The sequence below is a fragment of the Streptomyces sp. NPDC088116 genome, from assembly GCF_044741745.1.
Lineage (GTDB): Bacteria > Actinomycetota > Actinomycetes > Streptomycetales > Streptomycetaceae > Streptomyces.
This window is the reverse complement of record NZ_JBIUTF010000015.1, coordinates 24,291-43,722: the sequence shown is the minus strand read 5'-3', so window position 1 is coordinate 43,722 and position 19,432 is coordinate 24,291. Positions and strand designations below refer to the sequence as shown.

The 19,432-nt window shown below is 69.5% G+C and carries 14 protein-coding genes; 9 read left to right on the top strand and 5 right to left on the bottom strand.

Annotated elements, in window-relative coordinates; translation table 11 throughout:
- The 5 genes from ACIOJD_RS34275 to ccrA all read left to right on the top strand — a co-directional run.
- A partial coding sequence (locus ACIOJD_RS34275) for a type I polyketide synthase (protein ID WP_401920468.1) occupies positions 1-2,312 on the top strand: 2,312 nt, incomplete at its 5' end.
- Complete coding sequence (locus tag ACIOJD_RS34270; RefSeq protein WP_401920466.1) at positions 2,312-3,040, top strand: class I SAM-dependent DNA methyltransferase; 729 nt, start codon at positions 2,312-2,314, stop codon at positions 3,038-3,040. The genes ACIOJD_RS34275 and ACIOJD_RS34270, both read left to right, overlap by 1 nt.
- A 15-nt stretch (positions 3,041-3,055) precedes the next feature.
- Complete coding sequence (locus tag ACIOJD_RS34265) at positions 3,056-4,321, top strand: P450-derived glycosyltransferase activator (protein ID WP_401920464.1); 1,266 nt, start codon at positions 3,056-3,058, stop codon at positions 4,319-4,321.
- A 232-nt stretch (positions 4,322-4,553) separates the two neighbouring features.
- Positions 4,554-5,852 (top strand): activator-dependent family glycosyltransferase, encoded by a 1,299-nt coding sequence (locus ACIOJD_RS34260; protein WP_401920462.1) that lies wholly within the window; start codon positions 4,554-4,556, stop codon positions 5,850-5,852.
- Complete coding sequence (ccrA, locus tag ACIOJD_RS34255) at positions 5,849-7,213, top strand: crotonyl-CoA carboxylase/reductase (RefSeq protein ID WP_401920478.1); 1,365 nt, start codon at positions 5,849-5,851, stop codon at positions 7,211-7,213. Before ACIOJD_RS34260 ends, ccrA begins: the two co-directional genes overlap by 4 nt.
- Positions 7,214-7,277: 64 nt before the next feature.
- Here the strand turns inward: ccrA and ACIOJD_RS34250 are convergent, their stop codons facing one another.
- The 4 genes from ACIOJD_RS34250 to hflX form a co-directional block, all read right to left on the bottom strand.
- Positions 7,278-7,943, bottom strand: a complete 666-nt coding sequence (locus ACIOJD_RS34250) for an O-methyltransferase (protein ID WP_401920459.1) — start codon at positions 7,941-7,943, stop codon at positions 7,278-7,280.
- A 39-nt stretch (positions 7,944-7,982) separates the two neighbouring features.
- A complete protein-coding gene (locus ACIOJD_RS34245; RefSeq protein WP_401920457.1) occupies positions 7,983-9,134 on the bottom strand; it encodes an acyltransferase family protein in 1,152 nt (383 codons plus the stop codon).
- 234 nt (positions 9,135-9,368) lie between these two features.
- Positions 9,369-11,024: an ABC-F type ribosomal protection protein Car(A) gene (gene car(A), locus ACIOJD_RS34240; protein ID WP_401920455.1), complete on the bottom strand. Its 1,656-nt coding sequence runs from the start codon at positions 11,022-11,024 to the stop codon at positions 9,369-9,371.
- A gap of 340 nt (positions 11,025-11,364) precedes the next feature.
- Positions 11,365-12,807, bottom strand: a complete 1,443-nt coding sequence (gene hflX / locus ACIOJD_RS34235; RefSeq protein WP_401920452.1) for a GTPase HflX — start codon at positions 12,805-12,807, stop codon at positions 11,365-11,367.
- Positions 12,808-13,564: 757 nt separating this feature from the next.
- Between hflX and ACIOJD_RS34230 the strand changes: the two genes are divergently transcribed.
- From ACIOJD_RS34230 to erm, 3 genes are all read left to right on the top strand, one after another.
- Positions 13,565-14,551 carry a thiamine pyrophosphate-dependent dehydrogenase E1 component subunit alpha gene (locus ACIOJD_RS34230; protein ID WP_401920450.1) on the top strand — a complete coding sequence of 329 codons (987 nt, stop codon included), beginning with the start codon at positions 13,565-13,567 and terminating at the stop codon, positions 14,549-14,551.
- Positions 14,552-14,619: 68 nt separating this feature from the next.
- Positions 14,620-15,603 carry an alpha-ketoacid dehydrogenase subunit beta gene (locus ACIOJD_RS34225; RefSeq protein ID WP_401920448.1) on the top strand — a complete coding sequence of 328 codons (984 nt, stop codon included), beginning with the start codon at positions 14,620-14,622 and terminating at the stop codon, positions 15,601-15,603.
- Positions 15,604-15,758: 155 nt separating this feature from the next.
- Positions 15,759-16,622 (top strand): ErmE/ErmH/ErmO/ErmR family 23S rRNA (adenine(2058)-N(6))-methyltransferase, encoded by an 864-nt coding sequence (gene erm, locus ACIOJD_RS34220; protein WP_401920446.1) that lies wholly within the window; start codon positions 15,759-15,761, stop codon positions 16,620-16,622.
- 79 nt (positions 16,623-16,701) lie between these two features.
- Here erm and ACIOJD_RS34215 read toward each other — a convergent pair whose 3' ends face one another.
- A complete protein-coding gene (locus ACIOJD_RS34215) occupies positions 16,702-17,868 on the bottom strand; it encodes an acyltransferase family protein (protein ID WP_401920443.1) in 1,167 nt (388 codons plus the stop codon).
- Positions 17,869-18,287: 419 nt separating this feature from the next.
- Between ACIOJD_RS34215 and ACIOJD_RS34210 the strand changes: the two genes are divergently transcribed.
- Positions 18,288-19,412 carry an IS701 family transposase gene (locus ACIOJD_RS34210; protein ID WP_401920440.1) on the top strand — a complete coding sequence of 375 codons (1,125 nt, stop codon included), beginning with the start codon at positions 18,288-18,290 and terminating at the stop codon, positions 19,410-19,412.
- Positions 19,413-19,432: the final 20 nt, after the last annotated feature.

The window sequence follows — 19,432 nt, the reverse complement described above, 5'->3', positions numbered from 1 at the left end:
GCGGCCTCATCGACCTACCCCCACACCCCCAACCCCACCACTGGCAACAACTCACCCACCACCTCACCCACAACATCACCACCCACGACACTCACAACAACACTCACGAAGACCAACTCGCCATCCGCACCCACACCACCCACGCCCGCCGCATGACCCCCGCACCACCCCCCACCACACCCACCACACCCTGGAAACCCCAAGGAACCACCCTCATCACCGGCGGCACCGGAGCCCTCGGCACCCACATCGCCCGCTGGCTCGCCCACAACGGAGCCAAACACCTCATCCTCACCAGCCGCCAAGGCCCCCACGCCCCCGGCGCAACCCAACTCCAACAAGAACTCCAAGCCCTCGGCACCCACACCACCATCACCCCCTGCGACATCACCAACCCCACCCAAACCACCAACCTCATCAACCACATCACCACCCACCACCCCCCACTCCGCAACATCATCCACACCGCCGGAACACCACAAACCACCCCACTCACCCACCTCACACCCACCCAAGCCACCCACATCCTCCACGCCAAAACAACCGGCGCCGACCTCCTCCACCAACTCACCCAACACACCCCCCTCGACACCTTCATCCTCTTCTCCAGCGGCGCCGCCACCTGGGGAAGCGGCGGACAATCCCTCTACGCCGCCGCCAACGCCCACCTCGACGCACTCGCCCAACAACGCCACACCCACCACCAACCCGCCACCTCCATCGCCTGGGGTGTCTGGGGCGGAACGGGCATGGTCGAACTCGCCCCGGAGGGCTACCTGGAGCAGCGCGGGCTGAACCCGCTACGGCCGGAGACAGCGCTCGCGGCGCTCCAGCAGGCCCTGGACGACTCCGAGGTCAACCTGACGGTCGCCGATCTCGACTGGGAGCGGTTCGTGCCGACGTTCACCGCGTCCCGGCCCAGCCCGCTGATCTCCAACATCCCTCAGGCCGCCGCCGCGATCGCCGCCACCCGCACCAATGCCACGGGAGGTTATGTACCGGCAGGTCAAGCCGGATCCGACCTCGTACAGGGGCGGCCCGAGGACCGTCCCGCACATGCCCTGGAGTTGGTGCGCGAGCACATCGCCGAGGTGCTCGGCCACCCGAGCGCCGCGCGGATCGACCCGCACACCCCGTTCCGGGAGCTCGGCTTCGACTCGCTCGCCGCCGTGCGGCTGCGCGGCCGGCTGGCCGAGACCACCGGGCTGGAGCTGCCCACCACCCTCGTCTTCGACCACACCGACCCGGCCGAGCTGGCGGATCACCTGGCCGGGCTGGTCCAGGACAAGGCCGCCGGTCACGTCGGTCGCGCCCCACAGGCGGAGGGCACGCTGCTCGCCACCTTCCGTACCGCCGTGGCCCAGGAAAGGTCCGCCGAGGCGATGGAACTGCTGGCGTCGCTGGCCGGGTTCCGCCCCGTGTTCACCGGTGCCGAAGGCGGCACCGGGCTCCCGGCACCGGTGAACCTTGCCAGCGGCCCGGCCCGCCCGAGGCTGTACTGCTGCGCCGGCACCGCGCCCACGTCGAGTCCGCTGGAGTACGCGCGCTTCGCGGCCGGGCTGCGCGGCGGCCGTGGGCTGACGGTTCTGCCGCTGCCCGGGTTCGACAGCCCGGCGCAGCCGCTGCCCGCTTCGCTCCCCAACCTGCTCGCGGCCCAGGCCGACGCGCTGCTGGAGGACTGCGCGGGCGAACCGTTCGCGCTCGCCGGCCACTCGGCCGGTGCGAACATCGCCCATGCCCTCGCCGCGCACCTGGAGGCGCGCGGCGCCGGCCCGGCGGCGGTCGTGCTGATGGACGTCTACCCGCCGGACGATCCGGGCGCCATGGGCGTGTGGCGTGACGATCTGCTCCGCTGGTCGCTGGAGCGGAGCCCCGTACCGCTGGAGGACCACCGGCTCACCGCCATGGCCGGCTACCACCGGCTGCTGCTCGGCAATCGGCTCACCGCGCTGCGCGCTCCCGTACTGCTGGTCCGTGCCGGCGAACCGCTGCGCGAGTGGCCCGAGGGCGGGGACCGGGGCGACTGGAGGTCCGCCGTCCCGTTCGCCCGGACCGTCGCCGATGTGCCGGGAAACCACTTCACCATGCTCACCGAACACGCGGAACACACCGCCTCGGTGGTGCACGACTGGCTGAGCACCATCAGCCGCGCCGAGCCCGCCGATCCCACCGAGCCCGCCGAACTCACCCAGTCCAGCCGGCCCAGCCAGCCCACCGAGCCCGTCGAACTCACCCAGCCCAACCAGCCCAGCCAGACCACCGAGTTCACCGAGTTCACCAAGTCCACCAAGTCCGCCGGAGGAGAACGCTGATGTACGCCGACGAGATAGCGGCCGTCTACGACCTGGTTCACGAGGGGAAGGGCAAGGATTACCGCGCCGAGGCCGAGGAAATCGCCGCGCTGGTGCGCACGCACCGTCCGGACGCCACGTCGCTGCTCGATGTCGCCTGCGGGACCGGGCAGCACCTGCGGCACCTCGGCGACCTCTTCGAGCGCGCCGAGGGCCTCGAACTCTCCCACGACATGCTCGACATCGCGGCGCGCCGCAACCCGAACCTCGCATTGTACGAAGGCGACATGCGCGTGTTCGACCTCGGCCGCCGGTTCGACGCCGTGATCTGCATGTTCAGTTCCATCGGCCACGTTCGCGACACCGCCGAACTCGACGCCACACTAGGTTGTTTCGCCCAGCACCTCACCCCCGGCGGCGTGATCATCGTCGAGCCCTGGTGGTTCCCGGAGTCCTTCACCCCCGGCTACGTCGGCGCGAGCATCACCGAGGCCGGTGACCGCACCATCTGCCGGATGTCGCACTCGGTCCTGGAGGGCGACGCGACCCGGATCGAGGTGCGCTACCTGATCGCCCGGCCCGGGGAGGGCATTCGCGACCTCGCCGAAAGTCACCGGATCACCCTGTTCCCCCAGGCCGACTACGAACGTGCCTTCAAGACCGCCGGCTGCGAGGTGCGCTACCAGGAGGGCGGCCGCTCGGGCCGTGGGCTGTTCATCGGTACGTACCGCCAAGCCCGCCCTGCCTGACGACGAGAGGAAGCCATGCCCACCACCACAGCGACGGCGCCCGCTCCCCCGGACGACGGCACCCGCGAACTCGGCCGTCGGCTGCAACTGACCCGCGCCGGGATCTGGTTCGCCGGAAATCAGGGCGACCCCTACGCGCTGATCCTGCGCTCCGCGGACGACCACCCGGCTCCGTACGAGGAACGGATCCGGGGGCACGGCCCGTGGTTCCGCAGCGACCTGCTCGACACCTGGGTCACCGCGGACCCCAGGATCGCGGAAGCGGTGCTGGCCGATCCGCGCTTCGGCGCTCTCGACCGCGCGGGCCGCCGCCCGGGGGCCGAACTGCTGCCCGTCTGCGACGCCTTCCCCGAGTACGAGCGGGCCGAACTCGCCCGGCTGCGCGCGTCGGCGGATCCAGTGCTGGCAGATCCAGTGCTGGCAGATCCGGGACTGGCCGATCCGGTACTCGCCGACGCCCAACCCGCCGACCCCGTACACCCCTTTACGGTCCCGGCCGGCGCCGCCGGATTCGACCTGGTCGCCGATGCCGCCCGGCCGTACGTCGGCGCGCTCGTCGCGCGCCTGCTCGGCGTCCCGGACCGCGACCGGGAGGAGGCGGCCCGGACACTCGGCAGGTGCGCGCCGCAGCTCGACAGCAGGTTCACCCCGCAGACGCTCACCGTCGCCCAGGATTCCGCCGCCGCCGTCCACACCGTGGCCGGCCTCGTCCGCGAACGGGTCGCCGCCGCGGCACGGACGGCACGGCGTTCCGGGCCCCGGCCGGACGACGTCCCGGGGCTCCTGCTGAACCACGGCGTCGCCCCCGGGGACGTCGAACGCATCGCGCTCGTCCTCGCCATCGGCACGCCCGAGCCCGCCACGACCGTCATCGCGAACACGGTGCGCCGACTGCTGGAGCGGCCGGGGCAGTGGGCGGCCGTCCGCCGACACCCGGCCGCGGCGGCGGCCGTCGACCGGACGCTGCGCGATCTGCCCCCGGCCCGGCTGGAGAGCAGAGTCGCGCACGAGGATGCCGACCTCGGCGGCCATCACCTTTCCGCCGACGATCACGTCGTGGTGCTGGCCACCGCCGGGCGGGACGCCCCTGGTACGGGACCTCTGGGTGGCCCGGACGGACCGCACTTCGCTCTCGCCCTGCCGCTCGTCCGACTGGCCGCCACGACCGCCGTACAGGCCATGGCAGAAGCCCTGCCCGGCCTGCGGACAGCCGGAGAGGTGCTGATGCGACCGCGTTCCCCGGTGGTACGCGCCTACGCCCGCTTCCCGGTCCAGGCATGACCGGTCGAGGCGTGACCGATCCAGGCATGACCGGTCCAGGCATGACCGGTCGAGGCGTGACCGGTCCAGGCATGACCGATCCAGGCATGACGCGTCCAGACGCGCAGCGAGCCGGAGTCACCGTGCGCATTTCACCGCGAACACACAGACCCCCAAAACCACAGCGACCACAGCGACCACAGAGACCACAGAGACCCCCGACACCACAGAGACCGCAGAGACCGGAGTCGCCGTGCGCGTCCTGATGACCTCCCTCGCCCACAACACCCACTTCTACAGCCTCGTGCCGCTGGCCTGGGCGCTGCGCGCGGCCGGGCACGAGGTCCGTATCGCCAGTCCGCCGTCGCTCACCGACGTCATCACCTCCACCGGGCTGACCGCGGTCCCGGTCGGCGACGACCAGGCCGCCATGGAGCTGCTGGCCGAGATGGGCAGCGACCTCGTTCCGTACCAGAGGGGGCTGGAGTTCGCCGAGGACGAGTCCGCGCAGGAGAGCGACTGGGAGTATCTGCTCGGCCGGCAGACGCTGATGGCCGCCCTGTGCTTCGCCCCGTTCAACGGCGCGGCGACCATGGACGCCATCGTCGACTTCGCCCGCGACTGGCGCCCCGACCTGGTCATCTGGGAGCCCTGGACCTACGCCGGGCCGGTCGCGGCGCGCGCCTGCGGCGCCGCGCACGCGCGCATCCTCTGGGGACCCGATGTCATCGGGCGTTCGCGGCAGCGGTTCCTCGAAGCGCTGCGCCGGGTGCCGGAGGAACTGCGCGAGGACCCCGTCGCCGAATGGCTCGGCTGGACACTTCAGCGGTACGGGTGCGCGTTCGAGGAGCGTGATGTGCTCGGCCACTGGGTGATCGACCCCGGCCCGCGCAGCACCCGGCTGGACCTGGGGCAGACCACGGTGCCCATGCGCTACGTCCCGTACAACGGGCGCTCGGTGATCGAGCCCTGGCTCTCCCGGGAACCCGACCGCCCGCGGATCTGTCTCACCCTCGGCATCTCCGCCCGCGAGACCTACGGCCCCGACGCGGTCTCCTACCCGGTGCTGCTGGAGGCGCTCGGCCGGCTCGACATCGAGGTGGTGGCCACGCTCGACTCCTCCCAGCGGGAACGGCTCGACAGCATCCCCGACAACGTCGTGCCGGTGGATTTCGTCCCGCTGGACGCGCTGCTGCCGAGCTGCGCCGGGATCATCCATCACGGCGGGGCCGGCACCTGTTCCACCGCCATGCTGCACGGGGTCCCGCAGATCATGGTGCCGTCGCTGTGGGACGCGCCGCTCAAGGCGCAGCAGTTGCACCGTCTGTCCGCCGGGTTCCATCTGCCGCCCGCTGACCTCACGGCGCGGAGCCTGACCGAGGCGGTACGCGCGACCGTGGAGGACCCCGCCATCCGGGCGGGTGCGCGGCGGCTGCGCGAGGAGATGCTCGCCGAGCCCACGCCCGCCGGGATCGTCCCGGCCCTGGAACGCCTCACCGCCCTGAACCGATCGAACGGAGTCCATCGCCCATGCCCGTCAGTCATGACATGACCGAGCTGCTCGCCGCGATCACCGCGCCCGACCGGACCGTCGAGGACATCGCGGCACTGCCGTTGCCCGAGTTCTGCCGGGCCGTGACCGTCCGCAAGGAGGACATCGGCATGTTCTCCGGTATGAGCAGCGCGGACAAGGATCCACGCAAGTCGCTGCGCGTCGAGGAGGTGCCGCTCCCCGAGCCGGGGCCCGGGGAGGCGCTGGTCGCGGTGATGGCCAGTTCGATCAACTACAACACCGTCTGGTCGTCGATCTTCGAACCGCTGCCCACGTTCGGTTTCCTGGAGCGTTACGGCCGCACCTCGCCCCTGGCCGCCCGTCACGACCTGCCCTACCACGTGCTGGGCTCCGACCTGGCCGGTGTGGTGCTCCGCACCGGCCAGGGGGTGAACCTCTGGAAGCCCGGCGACGAGGTCGTCGCCCACTGTCTCTCCGTCGAGCTGGAGAGCGCCGACGGGCACGACGACACCATGCTCGACCCGGCGCAGCGCATCTGGGGGTTCGAGACGAACTTCGGCGGGCTGGCCGAGATCGCCCTGGTCAAGTCGAACCAGCTGATGCCGAAACCGGATCACCTCACGTGGGAGGAGTCCGCCGCGCCCGGCCTGGTCAACTCCACCGCGTACCGGCAGCTCGTGTCCCGCAACGGAGCGGGGATGAAGCAGGGCGACAACGTCCTGATCTGGGGCGCCAGTGGGGGGTTGGGGTCGTACGCCACCCAACTGGCCCTCGCCGGCGGGGCCAACCCCATCTGTGTGGTCTCCAGTGCGCGCAAGGCCGGGGTCTGCCGTGCGATGGGCGCGGAGGCCATCATCGACCGCTCCGCCGAGGGCTACCGTTTCTGGTCCGACGAGCACACCCAGGATCCGCGGGAGTGGAAGCGGTTCGGCGCCCGTATCAGGGAGCTGACCGGCGGTGAGGATCCCGACATCGTCTTCGAACACCCGGGCCGTGAGACCTTCGGCGCCTCGGTGTACGTCGCGAGGCGCGGCGGCACCGTCGTCACCTGCGCGTCGACCTCCGGTTTCAAGCACGAGTTCGACAACCGCTATCTGTGGATGAACCTCAAGCGGATCATCGGCACGCACTTCGCGAACTACCGCGAGGCGTGGGAGGCGAACCGGCTGATCTCCAAGGGCCGGATCCATCCGACGCTGTCCCGTACCTATCCCTTGGCCGAGACCGCGTTCGCGGTCAAGGACGTGCACGACAACGTCCACCAGGGCAAGGTCGGGGTGCTCTGCCTGGCGCCGGAGGAGGGGCTCGGGGTGCGCGACGACGAGTTCCGCGAGCGCCATCTGCCCGCGATCAACCGGTTCCGTACCGACGGTGGCGCCGACCGGGACACAACACACTGACAGGCCGGACGGCAGTTGGGGCCCACCGCCTCCTCGAAGGCGGTGGGCCCCAACTGCCGTCCGGTCAGCCCCGCTTGCGCGCCAGGGTGACCCCGTCCGCCACCGTCAGCAGGGAGATGTCCACCCGCTCGTCGTCGCGCAGCCGCTCGTTGAGCCGGCGCACCGCCACGGTGTCGGGGTCGTCGCACTCCGGGTCGGCCACCCGACCGAAGAACAGTGTGTTGTCGATCGCCACGAGTCCGCCCGGCCGGACCAGCGCCAGCGCCTCCTCGTAGTAGTGCGGGTACCCGGCCTTGTCGGCGTCGATGAACACCAGGTCGAACACCCCTTCGCCCTCGTGTTCGCGGAGTTCGGCCAGGGTCTTGCCGGCGTCACCGACGCGCAGGTCGATACGGTCCTCCACCCCGGCCCGCCGCCAGAACGGGGCTCCGACGCCGGGCCATCGGTCGTTGATGTCGCAGGTGACGATCCGGCCGCCGGACGGCAGCGCGCGGGCCATGCACAGCGTGCTGTATCCGGTGAACGTCCCGATCTCCAGCACCTGTCCGGCGCCGATGAGCCGGACGAGCAGGGCGAGGAACTGCGCCTCCTCGGGCATGATCTGCATGGCGCTTCCCGCCGGCAGGCGCGCGGTCAGTTCGTGCAGTTCACGCAGCAGGTCGTCGTCCCGCAGGGAAACCTCGCGGGCGTAGTCGAGCAGTACGGGGCTGAGAGCGGTCTGGTCTGCCACGCTCGGGTCCTTTCCGGGAAGCCGGGTCGCGAGGTCGGGTCAGGCGGACAGGGCGCTCGGCGCGGGAGCGGGCTCGCGCGCCTCGGGTCGGCGGCCGCCCAGCAGTCTCATGCAGGGCCGTTCCACGAAGATGTGCAGCAGCGCGCTCGCACCGAGCGTGACCACCAGCGCCAGCAGCGCGAGGCCGAACACCGCGGGGGTGTCCCACTGCCGGGCGTATCCCTGCTCGCCGCCCAGCAGCCGCTGCCCGTAGCGGATGACGAGGAAGTGGAGCAGGTAGAAGGCGAAGGACCACTCGCCGAGGCGGACCAGCACCGCCGAGCGCAGTCCCGTGCGGCGGCCCCGCAGATCGGCGTCCGCCGCGGCGGTGATCAGCAGCGCGACCGGTACGACGGTGGTGGCGGCGAGGGTGAACATCGGCGGCACCACGAGACTGAGACCGAACCCGGCGCCGAGCAGCAGAGCGGCGCTTCCCACACCGGGGCCCCGCCACACGCCCGCACGCAGGATCAGCGCCATCACGATGCCGAGTGCGAACTCCAGCACCCGCACCGGCGGGAACCAGTACGTGAACCACATCTCCGTCAGCGGCATCCCGGGGGCGGCCTCGGCGCCGGCCGGGAACAGCCGCGCCACGAACGGCACACAGATCACCGCCGTGGCCAGCCCGGCGGCGCACCACCACAGCCGGTGCGCCGGAACGCGCCGCAGCAGCCGGTACCAGAGCGGAAACGAGAGGTAGAAGGCGAATTCGCAGGAGAGCGACCAGCTCGGCGTATTGAATCCGGAAACGATATACGCGTCGGGCAGCCAGGAATGCACCAACAGCAGGTTGGGCACCAGGCCGTCCCAGACGGAACCGCCCGGCAGAACCGGCTCCGCGAGCGACAGGATGATCACCGCCGCGATGAGGAAGGTGACAAAGTGCAACGGATAGATCTTGGCGAACCTGCGCCGCCAGAAATTCCGCGTGGAGCCGCCTTCCCGCACCGACCAGGTCAGTACGAACCCGCTGAGCGTGAAGAAGAGCGAGACCGCGATCGAGCCCATCGGGGTGAGCCTGGCCAGCGCGGATGCCACGCCCTGGTCGGCGAAGAGACCCCGCTGGACGATGTGGCAGACGAACACGGCGAACGCTGCGAACCAGCGCAGTCCGGTCAGTGACGGCAGCCGGTCATAACTCTGGAGCATCGGCCTCCCGCTCCTTCCTGATGGGCCAGGACGGCCTGAATTTCCTAGAGATGGCGGCCTCATCCTGGATCAGGAAGAATTCATGCGGCAACGGAGAGATGACACAGTCCCAATTTCCAGCGCGGCACCAGTCCGAATTACCGGCGCGGCACCGGAGGGACGGGGCGGAGCTGATCCCTCCCTCCAGTGCCGTCCCTCCGGTGGTGGCCCCGGACGCGCGCGCCCGGGGGCCGGTCAGGCCTCACTGAATTCGGCGATACGGCCGTCGCGCAGCGTCAGATGGGAACCGGTGAACCGGGACCGCATCCGACGGTCGTGCGTGACGACGACCACCGTGCCCTGATAGCCCGTCAGTGCCTGCTCCAGTTCCTCGACGAGCACCGGCGAGAGGTGGTTGGTGGGCTCGTCCAGCAACAGCAGATCCACCGGATCGCTCACCAGCCGGGCGAGTTCGATCCGCCGGCGCTGTCCGTACGACAGTTCCTCCACCCGCTGCCGGAGGTCGTCGGGGGTGAACAGGCCGAGCGAGAGCAGTTCTTCGGTCTGCTCGTCCAGATCGCCCGGCCGTCCATGGGCGAACGCCTGCGGTACGGTCAGCCCGCGCGGCCACGGTGTCTCCTCCTGCCGCAGGTGTCCCACCCGGCCCGACACCCGCACCGATCCCTCGTCCGGTGACAGCTCTCCGGAGAGCAGCCGCAGGAGCGTGGTCTTGCCCGCCCCGTTGGGACCGGTGACCAGCAGCCGCTCACCGCGCTTCAGGCACAGGGACGCGATGCCGAGCCGGTCCCCGACGCGGGCGTCGGTGATCTCGGCCACCGCCTCCGGCGTCTCCGCGTCCGCGGTGCTGATCCGCGCGGTGAAGGAGAGCGGGTCGGCCGGCGCGGCGACCGGGTTCTCGTTCAGCCGCGCGACCCGCTCCTTGGCGTTGCGGATACGCACCATGGCGCCGTGCCCTCGTCCGCGCGAGCGGAACTGACCGGCCCCGAAGACGGCGAACGGCAGCTTGCGCGGGATGTTGTCCAGCCGCGCCACGTTGGAGGCGATCAGGTCCCGGCTCCGGTCCATCTCGGCCCGCCACTCCTCGTACTCCCGCAGCCGCCGCTGCCGCTCCGCGGCCTTGGCGGCGAGGTAGCCCTCGTAGCCGTTCCCGTAGCGGGACACCTGCCCCGCGTCCACCTCCAGGATCGTGCTGGTGAGCCGTTCGAGGAACAACCGGTCGTGGGTGACCGCGAGCACCGTGCCGTGGTGTTTGCGCAAGTGCTCCTCCAGCCAGCCGACCGCCCGGTCGTCGAGGTCGTTGGTCGGCTCGTCCAGCAGCAGCAGTTCGGGCGCCGAGGCCAGCGTCGCCGCCAGGGCCAGCCGGGACCGCTCGCCGCCGGACAGGGTGCCCAGTGACCGGTCCCGGCTCAGCTTCGGCAGCCCCAGCCCGTGCAGCGCGATCTCCACCCGGGCGTCGGCCTCGTAGCCGTCACGGGCCTGGTACCGCTCGACCAGAGCGGCGTAACGCTTGAGGATGGCGTCGAGCCCGGGATCCTGCCCCGCCTGGTAGGGCCGCTCGGCCAGTTCGGCCTCGGCCTCGCGCATCCCCGCCTCCAGCTCACGCAGGTCGGCCAGGGCGAGATCGACCGCGTCCTGAACGGTCGCCTCGGGCGGGAGTGCCAGCGTCTGCGGCAGATATCCGACGCCTCCGGGCGCCACCACCGTCAATGCCCCGTTGTCGGCCTGCTCGCGTCCCGCGATGAGCTTGAGCAGTGTGGACTTGCCGGATCCGTTGTCTCCGATGACGCCGACCTTCTCGCCCGGCCTGACGTTGAAACCGACCCGGTCGAGAACGACTTGGTCGCCATAGCGCTTGGTGATGTCATGCAGTGCGAGTTGCGATGTGTGCACGCAGGGGCCCTCCTGGTTCGCCACTGAGGATGAGAGATGGCACCGCGCACACAGCAGACCACCGGGACAGGCCACAGGACCGTAAGGACATGGGGGTATCCGGCGAACACACCAACACAGCGGATGACACCGGTGTGGCAGTGCTTCAGGAGTGCGCGGTCGGAAGCGGCGGCGGAGTCGAACTCAACGCCCCGCATCCTCATTAATCACAGGGAACCCATGACGCCCATCATAAGTGCTCAACGAGCAACCCGGCAAGTGTGATTCGGACCCGGCCTGAGCGGCACGGGGCGGGGCGGAGGCGGGAGAGCCGGTCCACCGGCCGGCTCTCCCGCCCGGTTCACGGCCGCAGATGTTCCTTCAGCGCGGACGCGAGTTCGGGGTTCACCCGTGCCTTGAGCACGGTGCCCTGCGGTGTGTGCTCCACGGACAGCACCTCACCCTCGCTGTGTGCCCGCGAGAGGAGACCTCCCTGGCTGTACGGAACCATGGCCTCGACCTCCACGGCGGGGTGCGGCAGCCGGTCGTCGACCAGGGCCCGCAACTCCTCGATGCCCTGCCCGGTGCGCGCGGAGACGACGATCGCCTCCGGCTCCTCTTCCAGGAGCCGGGAGAGCACCTCGGGATCGGCGGCATCGGCCTTGTTGATCACCACGACCTCCGTGCTGCCGGCGGCGCCGACCTCACGGAGCACCTCACGCACGGAGGCGAGCTGCGCCTCCGGATCCGGGTGGGATCCGTCCACCACGTGCAGGACCAGATGCGCGTCGGCGACCTCGTCGATCGTGGAGCGGAACGCCTCCACGAGCTGGTGCGGCAGGTGCCGTACGAAGCCGACGGTGTCGGCGATCGTGTAGTTCCGGCCGCTCGGGGTGGTGGCCCGGCGCACGGTGGTGTCCAAGGTGGCGAACAGGGCGTTCTCCACCAGGACTCCGGCCCCCGTGAGCCGGTTCAGCAGCGAGGACTTCCCGGCGTTGGTGTAGCCCGCGAGAGCGACCGACAGCACACTGTTGCGCCGTCGTCCCTCCCGCTTGGCCTCCCGTCCCGTCGTCAACTGGTCGATCTGACGCCGGAGTTTGGCCATCCTCTCGTGGATCTGCCGCCGGTCGGTCTCGATCTTCGTCTCGCCGGGGCCGCGGGTGGCCATCCCACCGCCACCGCCGCCGCCCATCTGCCGGGACATCGACTGGCCCCAGCCACGCAGCCTCGGCAGCATGTACTGCATCTGGGCCAGCGCCACCTGGGCCTTGCCCTCACGGGACTTGGCGTGCTGCGCGAAGATGTCCAGGATCAGGGCCGTACGGTCGACGACCTTGACGCCCACGACCTGTTCGAGGTGGACCAGCTGTCCGGGGCTGAGCTCCCCGTCGCAGACCACCGTGTCGGCGCCCGTCTCCTCGACGATCTCGCGCAGCTCCGAGGCCTTGCCCGATCCGATGTACGTCGCCGGATCCGGCTTCTGCCTGCGCTGGACGACCCCGTCGAGCACCAGGGCACCGGCCGTCTCGGCCAGCGCGGCCAGTTCGGCGAGGGAGCTGTCCGCCTCGGCGGCCGTCCCCGACGTCCATACCCCGACGAGAATGACGCGCTCCAGGCGCAGTTGGCGGTACTCGACCTCGCCGACATCGGCCAGCTCGGTGGAGAGACCGGCGACGCGGCGCAGTGACGCGCGTTCCTCACGCTCGTACTGCTCGCCGTCGAACTCACTGGCCGACGCGAGGTGATCCTCCATCAAGGAATCCGCACGCCGCTGGGGGGTTGAGGAACTGTGGGGATGGGTCATCTAGGTCCTTTCTCAAGGAAAACCGAAGCCCCCGAACAGCGGTCCGCTCCGCGCGGGGCGGGAGCGACCGGGTCGGTGCACGGCGAAGAAGGTGAAAGAGGGGGGAACCAAGGCGTACAGGCGTGACGAGGGGGCGGGTCGCCTTGCCAACCCACTGAAGGGAGGGCAACCCGGGCTCGATAAGCAGGCGCTACGGGCGTTGCGCCCGGCGCCGCATCACAGAAGGCCTATGCCGTATTTCACACGTCGACAACCGTAGTCGATTCTCCCGCCGGACGCATGGGAGTTACGCGAACCGGCCATGTCGAGGCCGGTTCGCGCCGGGTGACGGGACCACCGGTCGGCAGTGTGCTGCTCCGGTCCGAGAGCCGCCCGGTGTACGGGAGTTCCACCTCGTGCCGGGCGCGGGCCGCGTCCGGCGGCGGGCTCGGCCGGCTCCCGGGGCGGGCCGGTCCGCCCTCCGGGCAGTGCGGGACCGGCCCGGATCGCCCTCAATTCCCGGGCCGCGTTCCGCGTCCGGCTTTTCGCTCCGCCGCCCTCCGGATTCCGGTCGGGCACCGGGCGGAGTGGATTGACCCGGCGTCCGCGAGACCGTCTCAGATTCCGGAGGGAGATCCATTGAGCTGACACTGTGTCAACTCTGGTCTTGCGAAGGGCAATTACCGGCCCGTAGCGTATCGGGCCGGTTCCCGTTCTCCTTTTCTCGTCCTTTTTCCTCGTTCTTCGGTCGAGCCCTGACAGCCCACTCGGAGGAGAGATGAAACAACGGCATTCGCCCCTTCCCCTCATCCGCGACATGGTCCGCGACATGGTGCGTATCCGGTGCGTGGAGGAGGAACTCGCCACCGTCTACCGCGAAGAGCAGGAGATGCGGACCCCCGTCCACTTCTCCATCGGCCAGGAGGCGACGGCGGTCGGCGTGTGCGCCGCCCTGCGTCGTACGGACGTGATCTACAGCGGCCACCGGTGTCACGCCCAGTTCCTCGCGAAGGGCGGTGACCTGCTGGGGATGGTCGCCGAACTGCACGGCAGGGAGAACGGCTGCTCCGCGGGCCGCGGCGGGTCCGTCCACCTCGCCGACCAGGCGGCCGGGTTCGGCGCCTCCTCGGCGATTCTCGGCGAGATGATCTCGGTGGCCACGGGCGCCGCCTGGGCCTTCGCGCGGCGCGGCGAGTCCCGTGTCGCCGTCACCTTCTTCGGGGACGGCGCCTCGGAAGAAGGCGTATTTCACGAATCCCTGAACTTCGCCGCCGTCCACCGCCTCCCCGTCGTCTTCGTCTGCGAGAACAATCAGTATTCCCTTTCCTCCCCGCTGACCGCCCGCCAGCCCTCCGCCGGCAGCATCAGCGGGCGCGCCCGGGGCTATGGAATACCCGCCCGGCGCCTCGACGGAAACGATGTCGGTGCCGTCTTCGAGGCCGCGCGCGAAGCGGTGGCGGATTGCCGGGACGGAAAGGGGCCATGGTTTCTGGAATTCGACACCTACCGGTGGCGCGAACACGTCGGCCCCGACTGGGACTACGACGTGAGTCCGCGCTCGAAGAACGAGATCGACTCCTGGATCGCGCGCTGCCCGATCCGCCGTGCCGTGGATTTCCTCAGCACATCGGATTCGGATATCGAGGCGGATGTGTCCGACTGGGAGCGTACGTTCCGCGCCGAGGTCCATGAAGCCGTAGCGGAAGCCAGGGCCAGTCCGTTCCCGGCGGTCGAGCACCTGCTGGCCGGAACCTACGAGAGCTGACGGGAGAAAACAGCGGCATGCGACGGATCACATACTGTCAGGCGATCAGCGAAGCCACCGTCCAGTGTATGGAAGCCGACTCCGGGATCATTCTCGCGGGACAGGGTGTCGACGACTACAAAGGGGTCTACGGAACCACCGGTGAAGCGTTCGCGAAGTTCGGATCCGACCGGGTTGTGGACATACCGAATGGCGAGAACGCGTTCGCGGGCATAGCCGTCGGGGCCGCCTCGATGGGACTGCGGCCCCTCGTCGTCCACACCCGTGACGACTTTATGTTCCTGGCAATGGACGGCATCTTCAACCTGGCCGCCAAATGGCGCTACATGTACGGAAACAAGGGGAGCGCGCCCGTCGTCATGCGGGGGATCGTCGGCCGTGGCTGGGGGCAGGGCGCCACCCACTCACAGAGCCTTCAGTCACTTTTCGGCCACTTTCCAGGACTGTACGTCGCCACTCCCGCGTCACCGTCCGACGCGAAGGGACTGCTGGTCGGCGCGCTGCGGGCGGACACCCCGGTCGTCCTCCTGGAGAACCGCGGTCTGTACGGGATCGAGGGCGAGGCCGACGAGGAAGCCGTGGCCATCCCCTTCGGCCGGGGACGGGTCGCCCGCTCCGGGGACGACGTCACCGTGGTCGCCGCTTCCCTGATGGTCCATGAGGCCGAGCGGGCGTCCGACGCGCTCAGGAGCCGGGGAATCGGAGTCGAGGTGATCGATGTACGCAGCATTCGGCCCCTGGACGAGCGGCTCATCTGCGAATCGGTGGCCAAGACAGGACGCCTGGTCGTGGCCGACACCAGCTGGGCCCGCTACGGCTTCTCCTCCGAGGTCGCCGCGGTCGTCGCGGAGAACGTGCACGACTGTCTGCGCGCCCCGGTCCGCCGGGTGACCCCGCCCGACTGCCCGGCCCCCGTTTCATGGCCGCTGGAGGAAGCGTTCCATCCGAATGCGGAGACCGTGGCGCGAGCCTGTGTGGAAGTTCTGGGCGCCGACCGGAACTCGGCACCCAGGATGCGCGGTGTCATGTCCGACTTCATCGGTCCGTACTAGCCAAGAAGAACAAAAAGGAGACACCGAAAGTAAAGGAAGGGTAAGCTCCGGCGCGTTGTTGATTTCCGCAACAAGGGCCGCAAGGGGGCGCCCATGTTTCCGCGATCCCTTTCGGCCTCGAATGACCTGTCGAGCCGGGAGCACTGGGGAAATGCATGGCTAATAAGGGACGATACAGCGGGCGCCCGGGAGAAACACATCCGCCCGGGACAGGGCGGCGCCCCCCGGCACAGCGCGGACCGCAGAGCGGAGCGGACGTCAGGAGAAGAATCTACGGACAGAATTTCCTGGTCGACCACGAAACCGTACGGTGCTTCGCGCGTTTCGCGGATCCGCACCCGGACGAGACCCTTCTGGAGGTCGGCGCCGGACGGGGTGGTATCACCCGGGAGGTGGCGCGCTTATGTAAGCGGGTGGTCGCCTATGAGATTGATCAGCGGATCGCCGGAGAGTTAAAGACGGCCACCGCACAGGATCCGAAGATCACCGTCGTCACCGGTGATTTCCTCAAGGCCCGGAAACCCGATGAGGATTTCTCCGTGGTCGGCAACATTCCGTTCGGGAACACGTCGGAAATCATCGACTGGTATCTGGACACCCGGCAGCCGCGCACCGCCACCCTGATCACCCAGCTCGAATACGCGCGCAAGCGCACGGGGGGATACGGACGCTGGTCCAAGCTGACCGTCGCCAGCTGGCCCGAGGTGACCTGGCGGATGGGCGAGCGGATCAGCCGGCACAAGTTCCGCCCGGTGCCCGCCGTCGACTCCGCGATGCTGCGCCTGGAGCGACGCCCCGTACCGCTGCTCTCCCGTGACCGGATGCGCGAGTTCCGGGACATCGTGGACATCGGATTCACCGGTAAAGGGGGCTCCCTCGACGCCTCGTTGCGCCGGCACTTCCCGGTCAGGCAGGTGAACGCCGCGTTCCGGACGGCCCGTCTGGACCGGGGAGTGGTCGTCGCCTTCGTCTCGCCGGACCAGTGGATCACCCTCTACGACGAACTCCTCGGCCGCTGAGCCGCATGCCTGCGGGGGCGCGCCGGTAGCGCGCCCCCGCAGGCATGCGGCCATGCCGGCCCGAACACCCCCACCGCTTCTAGGACTTGGCGGGCCCGACGGGATCGGCCTGTGTCGCCGGATCGGTCACGGGCGCCCGGCGCGGCCGGCCGAACGTCCGCATGACGGGCTTCTCCACGTAGAAGTGGAGCAGAGCCGCGAGCCCCAGCCCCACCGCGAAGGCGAGCACGGTGAGGCCGACGGCGGCCGGGGTGTCCCACTGCCGGTAGTAGCCCTGGTCGCCGCCGAGGAAGCGGTGGCCGTACTGGATGACCAGGTAGTGGATGACGTAGAAGGCGAAGGTGAGTTCGCCGAGCCGCACCATCGCCCGCGTACCCAGCCATGAGCCGGTGCCCCGGACATCGCGGGCCGCCACCGAGCCGAGCAGCAGCGCGATCAGCGGGATGGTCAGCACTCCCGGCCACAGCCGGGCGGGCAGCAGGAAGGACACCGCGAACGTCCCGGCGAACAGCGCGACGCACACGAGGGGCTTCGGCCCCGCCCAGCGCCCGCGCATCACGATCTGCGCCATGAGGATGCCGAGTACGAACTCCAGAAGCCGTACCGGCGGGAACATGGAGATGAACCAGTACCGCAGCTCCGGCATCTCCGGATCCCAGGGCAGCGGGGAATGGGCGGGCAGCAGGAGCCCGATCGAGGGAATGGCCATGGCGGCGACGGACACGCCGATGACCCATCTCCACAGCAGGTCCTCCCTGACGCGGGAGAAGAAGGCGAACAGGAACGGGAACGTGGCGTAGAACAGCATCTCGCAGGACAGTGACCACGCCACCGGGTTGATGCTCCCGTACTCGTGGTAATCGGGGATCCACGACTGCACCAGGAAGAGATTGCTGAGCGCGCCGTCCCACACCGACCGGCCCATGGTCGGCTCCTGGAGCCACACCACCAGCACGAGCGCCAGCAGGAACACCGGCAGGTGCAGCGAGTAGACACGGACCGCCCGGCGCCGCCAGAAGGTGGTTCTGGACTTGTCGGGAATTCCTGCCCAAGTGAGCACGAACCCGCTGAGCATGAAGAAGAACGTGACCGCGAGCGGCCCCAGCCGGTCCATGGGCATCTGCAGGGTCGAATTGATGTCGGTGTTCCGAAAGAAAGGCTGGGACGCTATGTGGGAGGTGAACACCAGGATGGCGGCGACGAAACGCATCCCGCCGAGAGCGGGAAGGGTTTTCGGAAGGGACACGGGATACCTCGTGGCAGTGGGCGAGTGAGACAAAGGGGTTACTAAGGCACACGCCACACCGCGGACAAGGGGAATCTGACACAGTGGCGACCGGCATGCCGATCGACGGCTCCCGACGTCACACAGCGTCATGAAATTCCTTCTTGGCGCGGCCCGTTGGGTGTCATAGCACCACCCGCCCGTCACTTCCGGTGCTCATGTCACCGTGTTTCGCGGGGCGGAGCGGGCGGACTTCCCCGAGGGCGCGATGGGCCCCGAATGATCAAAAAGTGTGTGCCCCGCATACCTGGGATCGCGCAGGGAGTTTCGCAAGGGTGGTCCGCAGCCGTTTCTCACCGGAAATCGAGCATCTTGCGGGGGTCGCGATGAAAGCTGCTTCGTTTGGATCAAAACCACTGAACTCTTTGCCGAGTTCCGCCATGAACAACGATGTGGATTCGCTCGTCACCGCGATGTCCCCGGAGCTGCTCGGGTCGCTCCGCCGCACGGACCAGCGAAGAAGGGGCGAACAGTACATACGTGGCCTGCTCACCGCCCGCGGGCGCAAGACCGCACGGAACCTCGCCGCCTTCGTGGGCGAGGGCGCCGCCGAGCAGAGCCTGCACCACTTCGTGGCCGGGTCGACGTGGGACTGGCGCGTCGTACGCAGCTCACTGGCGCGTTATGTCGACGAGGGGCTTCGCCCGAAGGCGTGGGTGATCCGCCCGATGGTGGTCTCCAAGGCGGGCGAGCGCTCGGTCGGTGTGCACCGGCGCTTCATCCCCGACCTCGGCCGGGTGGTCAACTGCCAGCAGAGCCACGGGCTCTGGCTCGCCTCCGAGACGATGTCGGCGCCGGTGAACTGGCACCTGACGCTGGGCGGCGGTCCTGGCGGCGGTCCCGACCGGCCCGACCGGGACCGGCACGTCAGTGCCTACGAGGAGAAGGAGGACCTGACGTACCTGGTGAAGGAACTCGCGCAGGTGAACAGGGCGTCGGCCCGTCCGCTGGTGATGGACGCGCGCATCGCCGGGCTGCCCCGGCTGGTGCGCTCGCTCTCCCTGGCCGGTCTTCCGTTCATGTTACGGATCGCCGGTGACCTGCCACTGGCCCCGGCCGGCGGCCGCGTCCAGGCGGACCGGCGCCCCCGCACGCGCCCGGCCCAGCACATCATGGAACAGGTGCAGCGGCTGGGCCGCCCCTTGCAGTGGCAAGGCTCGATCAGCCTCGTGGCACGGCATGCCGTGGTGCTCCCCGGTCTGCTCCCGCAGCGCACCCTGATGCTGATGGGGGTGTGGCGAGCCAACCGCCGGCGCCCCGCGGACCTGTGGCTGACCGACCTCACCTCGGGGGAACACGGCGCGTTGGGACAACTGGCCATGCTGGTGGGGCGGGTGGACGCGGATTTCGCCGAGGTGAGTGTGGGCGTGGGCATCCGCGATTTCGAGGGACGCTCGTTCCAGGGCTGGCACCGGCATGTGACGCTGGCGTCGATCGCCCACGCGCTACGGCTGTCACAGGGAGCCGACTGGTGTGCGGCTCCCCGGACACAACGGGCCTCATGACACCGGCGTACATACGGACG

Coding starts and splice junctions, on each gene's coding strand:
- ACIOJD_RS34270 (WP_401920466.1), top strand. CDS start 2,312: ATGTACGCCGACGAGATAGCGGCCGTCTACGACCTGGTTCACGAGGGG.
- ACIOJD_RS34265 (WP_401920464.1), top strand. CDS start 3,056: ATGCCCACCACCACAGCGACGGCGCCCGCTCCCCCGGACGACGGCACC.
- ccrA (WP_401920478.1), top strand. CDS start 5,849: ATGACCGAGCTGCTCGCCGCGATCACCGCGCCCGACCGGACCGTCGAG.
- ACIOJD_RS34245 (WP_401920457.1), bottom strand. CDS start 9,134: ATGCTCCAGAGTTATGACCGGCTGCCGTCACTGACCGGACTGCGCTGG.
- hflX (WP_401920452.1), bottom strand. CDS start 12,807: ATGACCCATCCCCACAGTTCCTCAACCCCCCAGCGGCGTGCGGATTCC.
- ACIOJD_RS34230 (WP_401920450.1), top strand. CDS start 13,565: ATGAAACAACGGCATTCGCCCCTTCCCCTCATCCGCGACATGGTCCGC.
- ACIOJD_RS34225 (WP_401920448.1), top strand. CDS start 14,620: ATGGAAGCCGACTCCGGGATCATTCTCGCGGGACAGGGTGTCGACGAC.
- erm (WP_401920446.1), top strand. CDS start 15,759: ATGGCTAATAAGGGACGATACAGCGGGCGCCCGGGAGAAACACATCCG.
- ACIOJD_RS34210 (WP_401920440.1), top strand. CDS start 18,288: ATGAACAACGATGTGGATTCGCTCGTCACCGCGATGTCCCCGGAGCTG.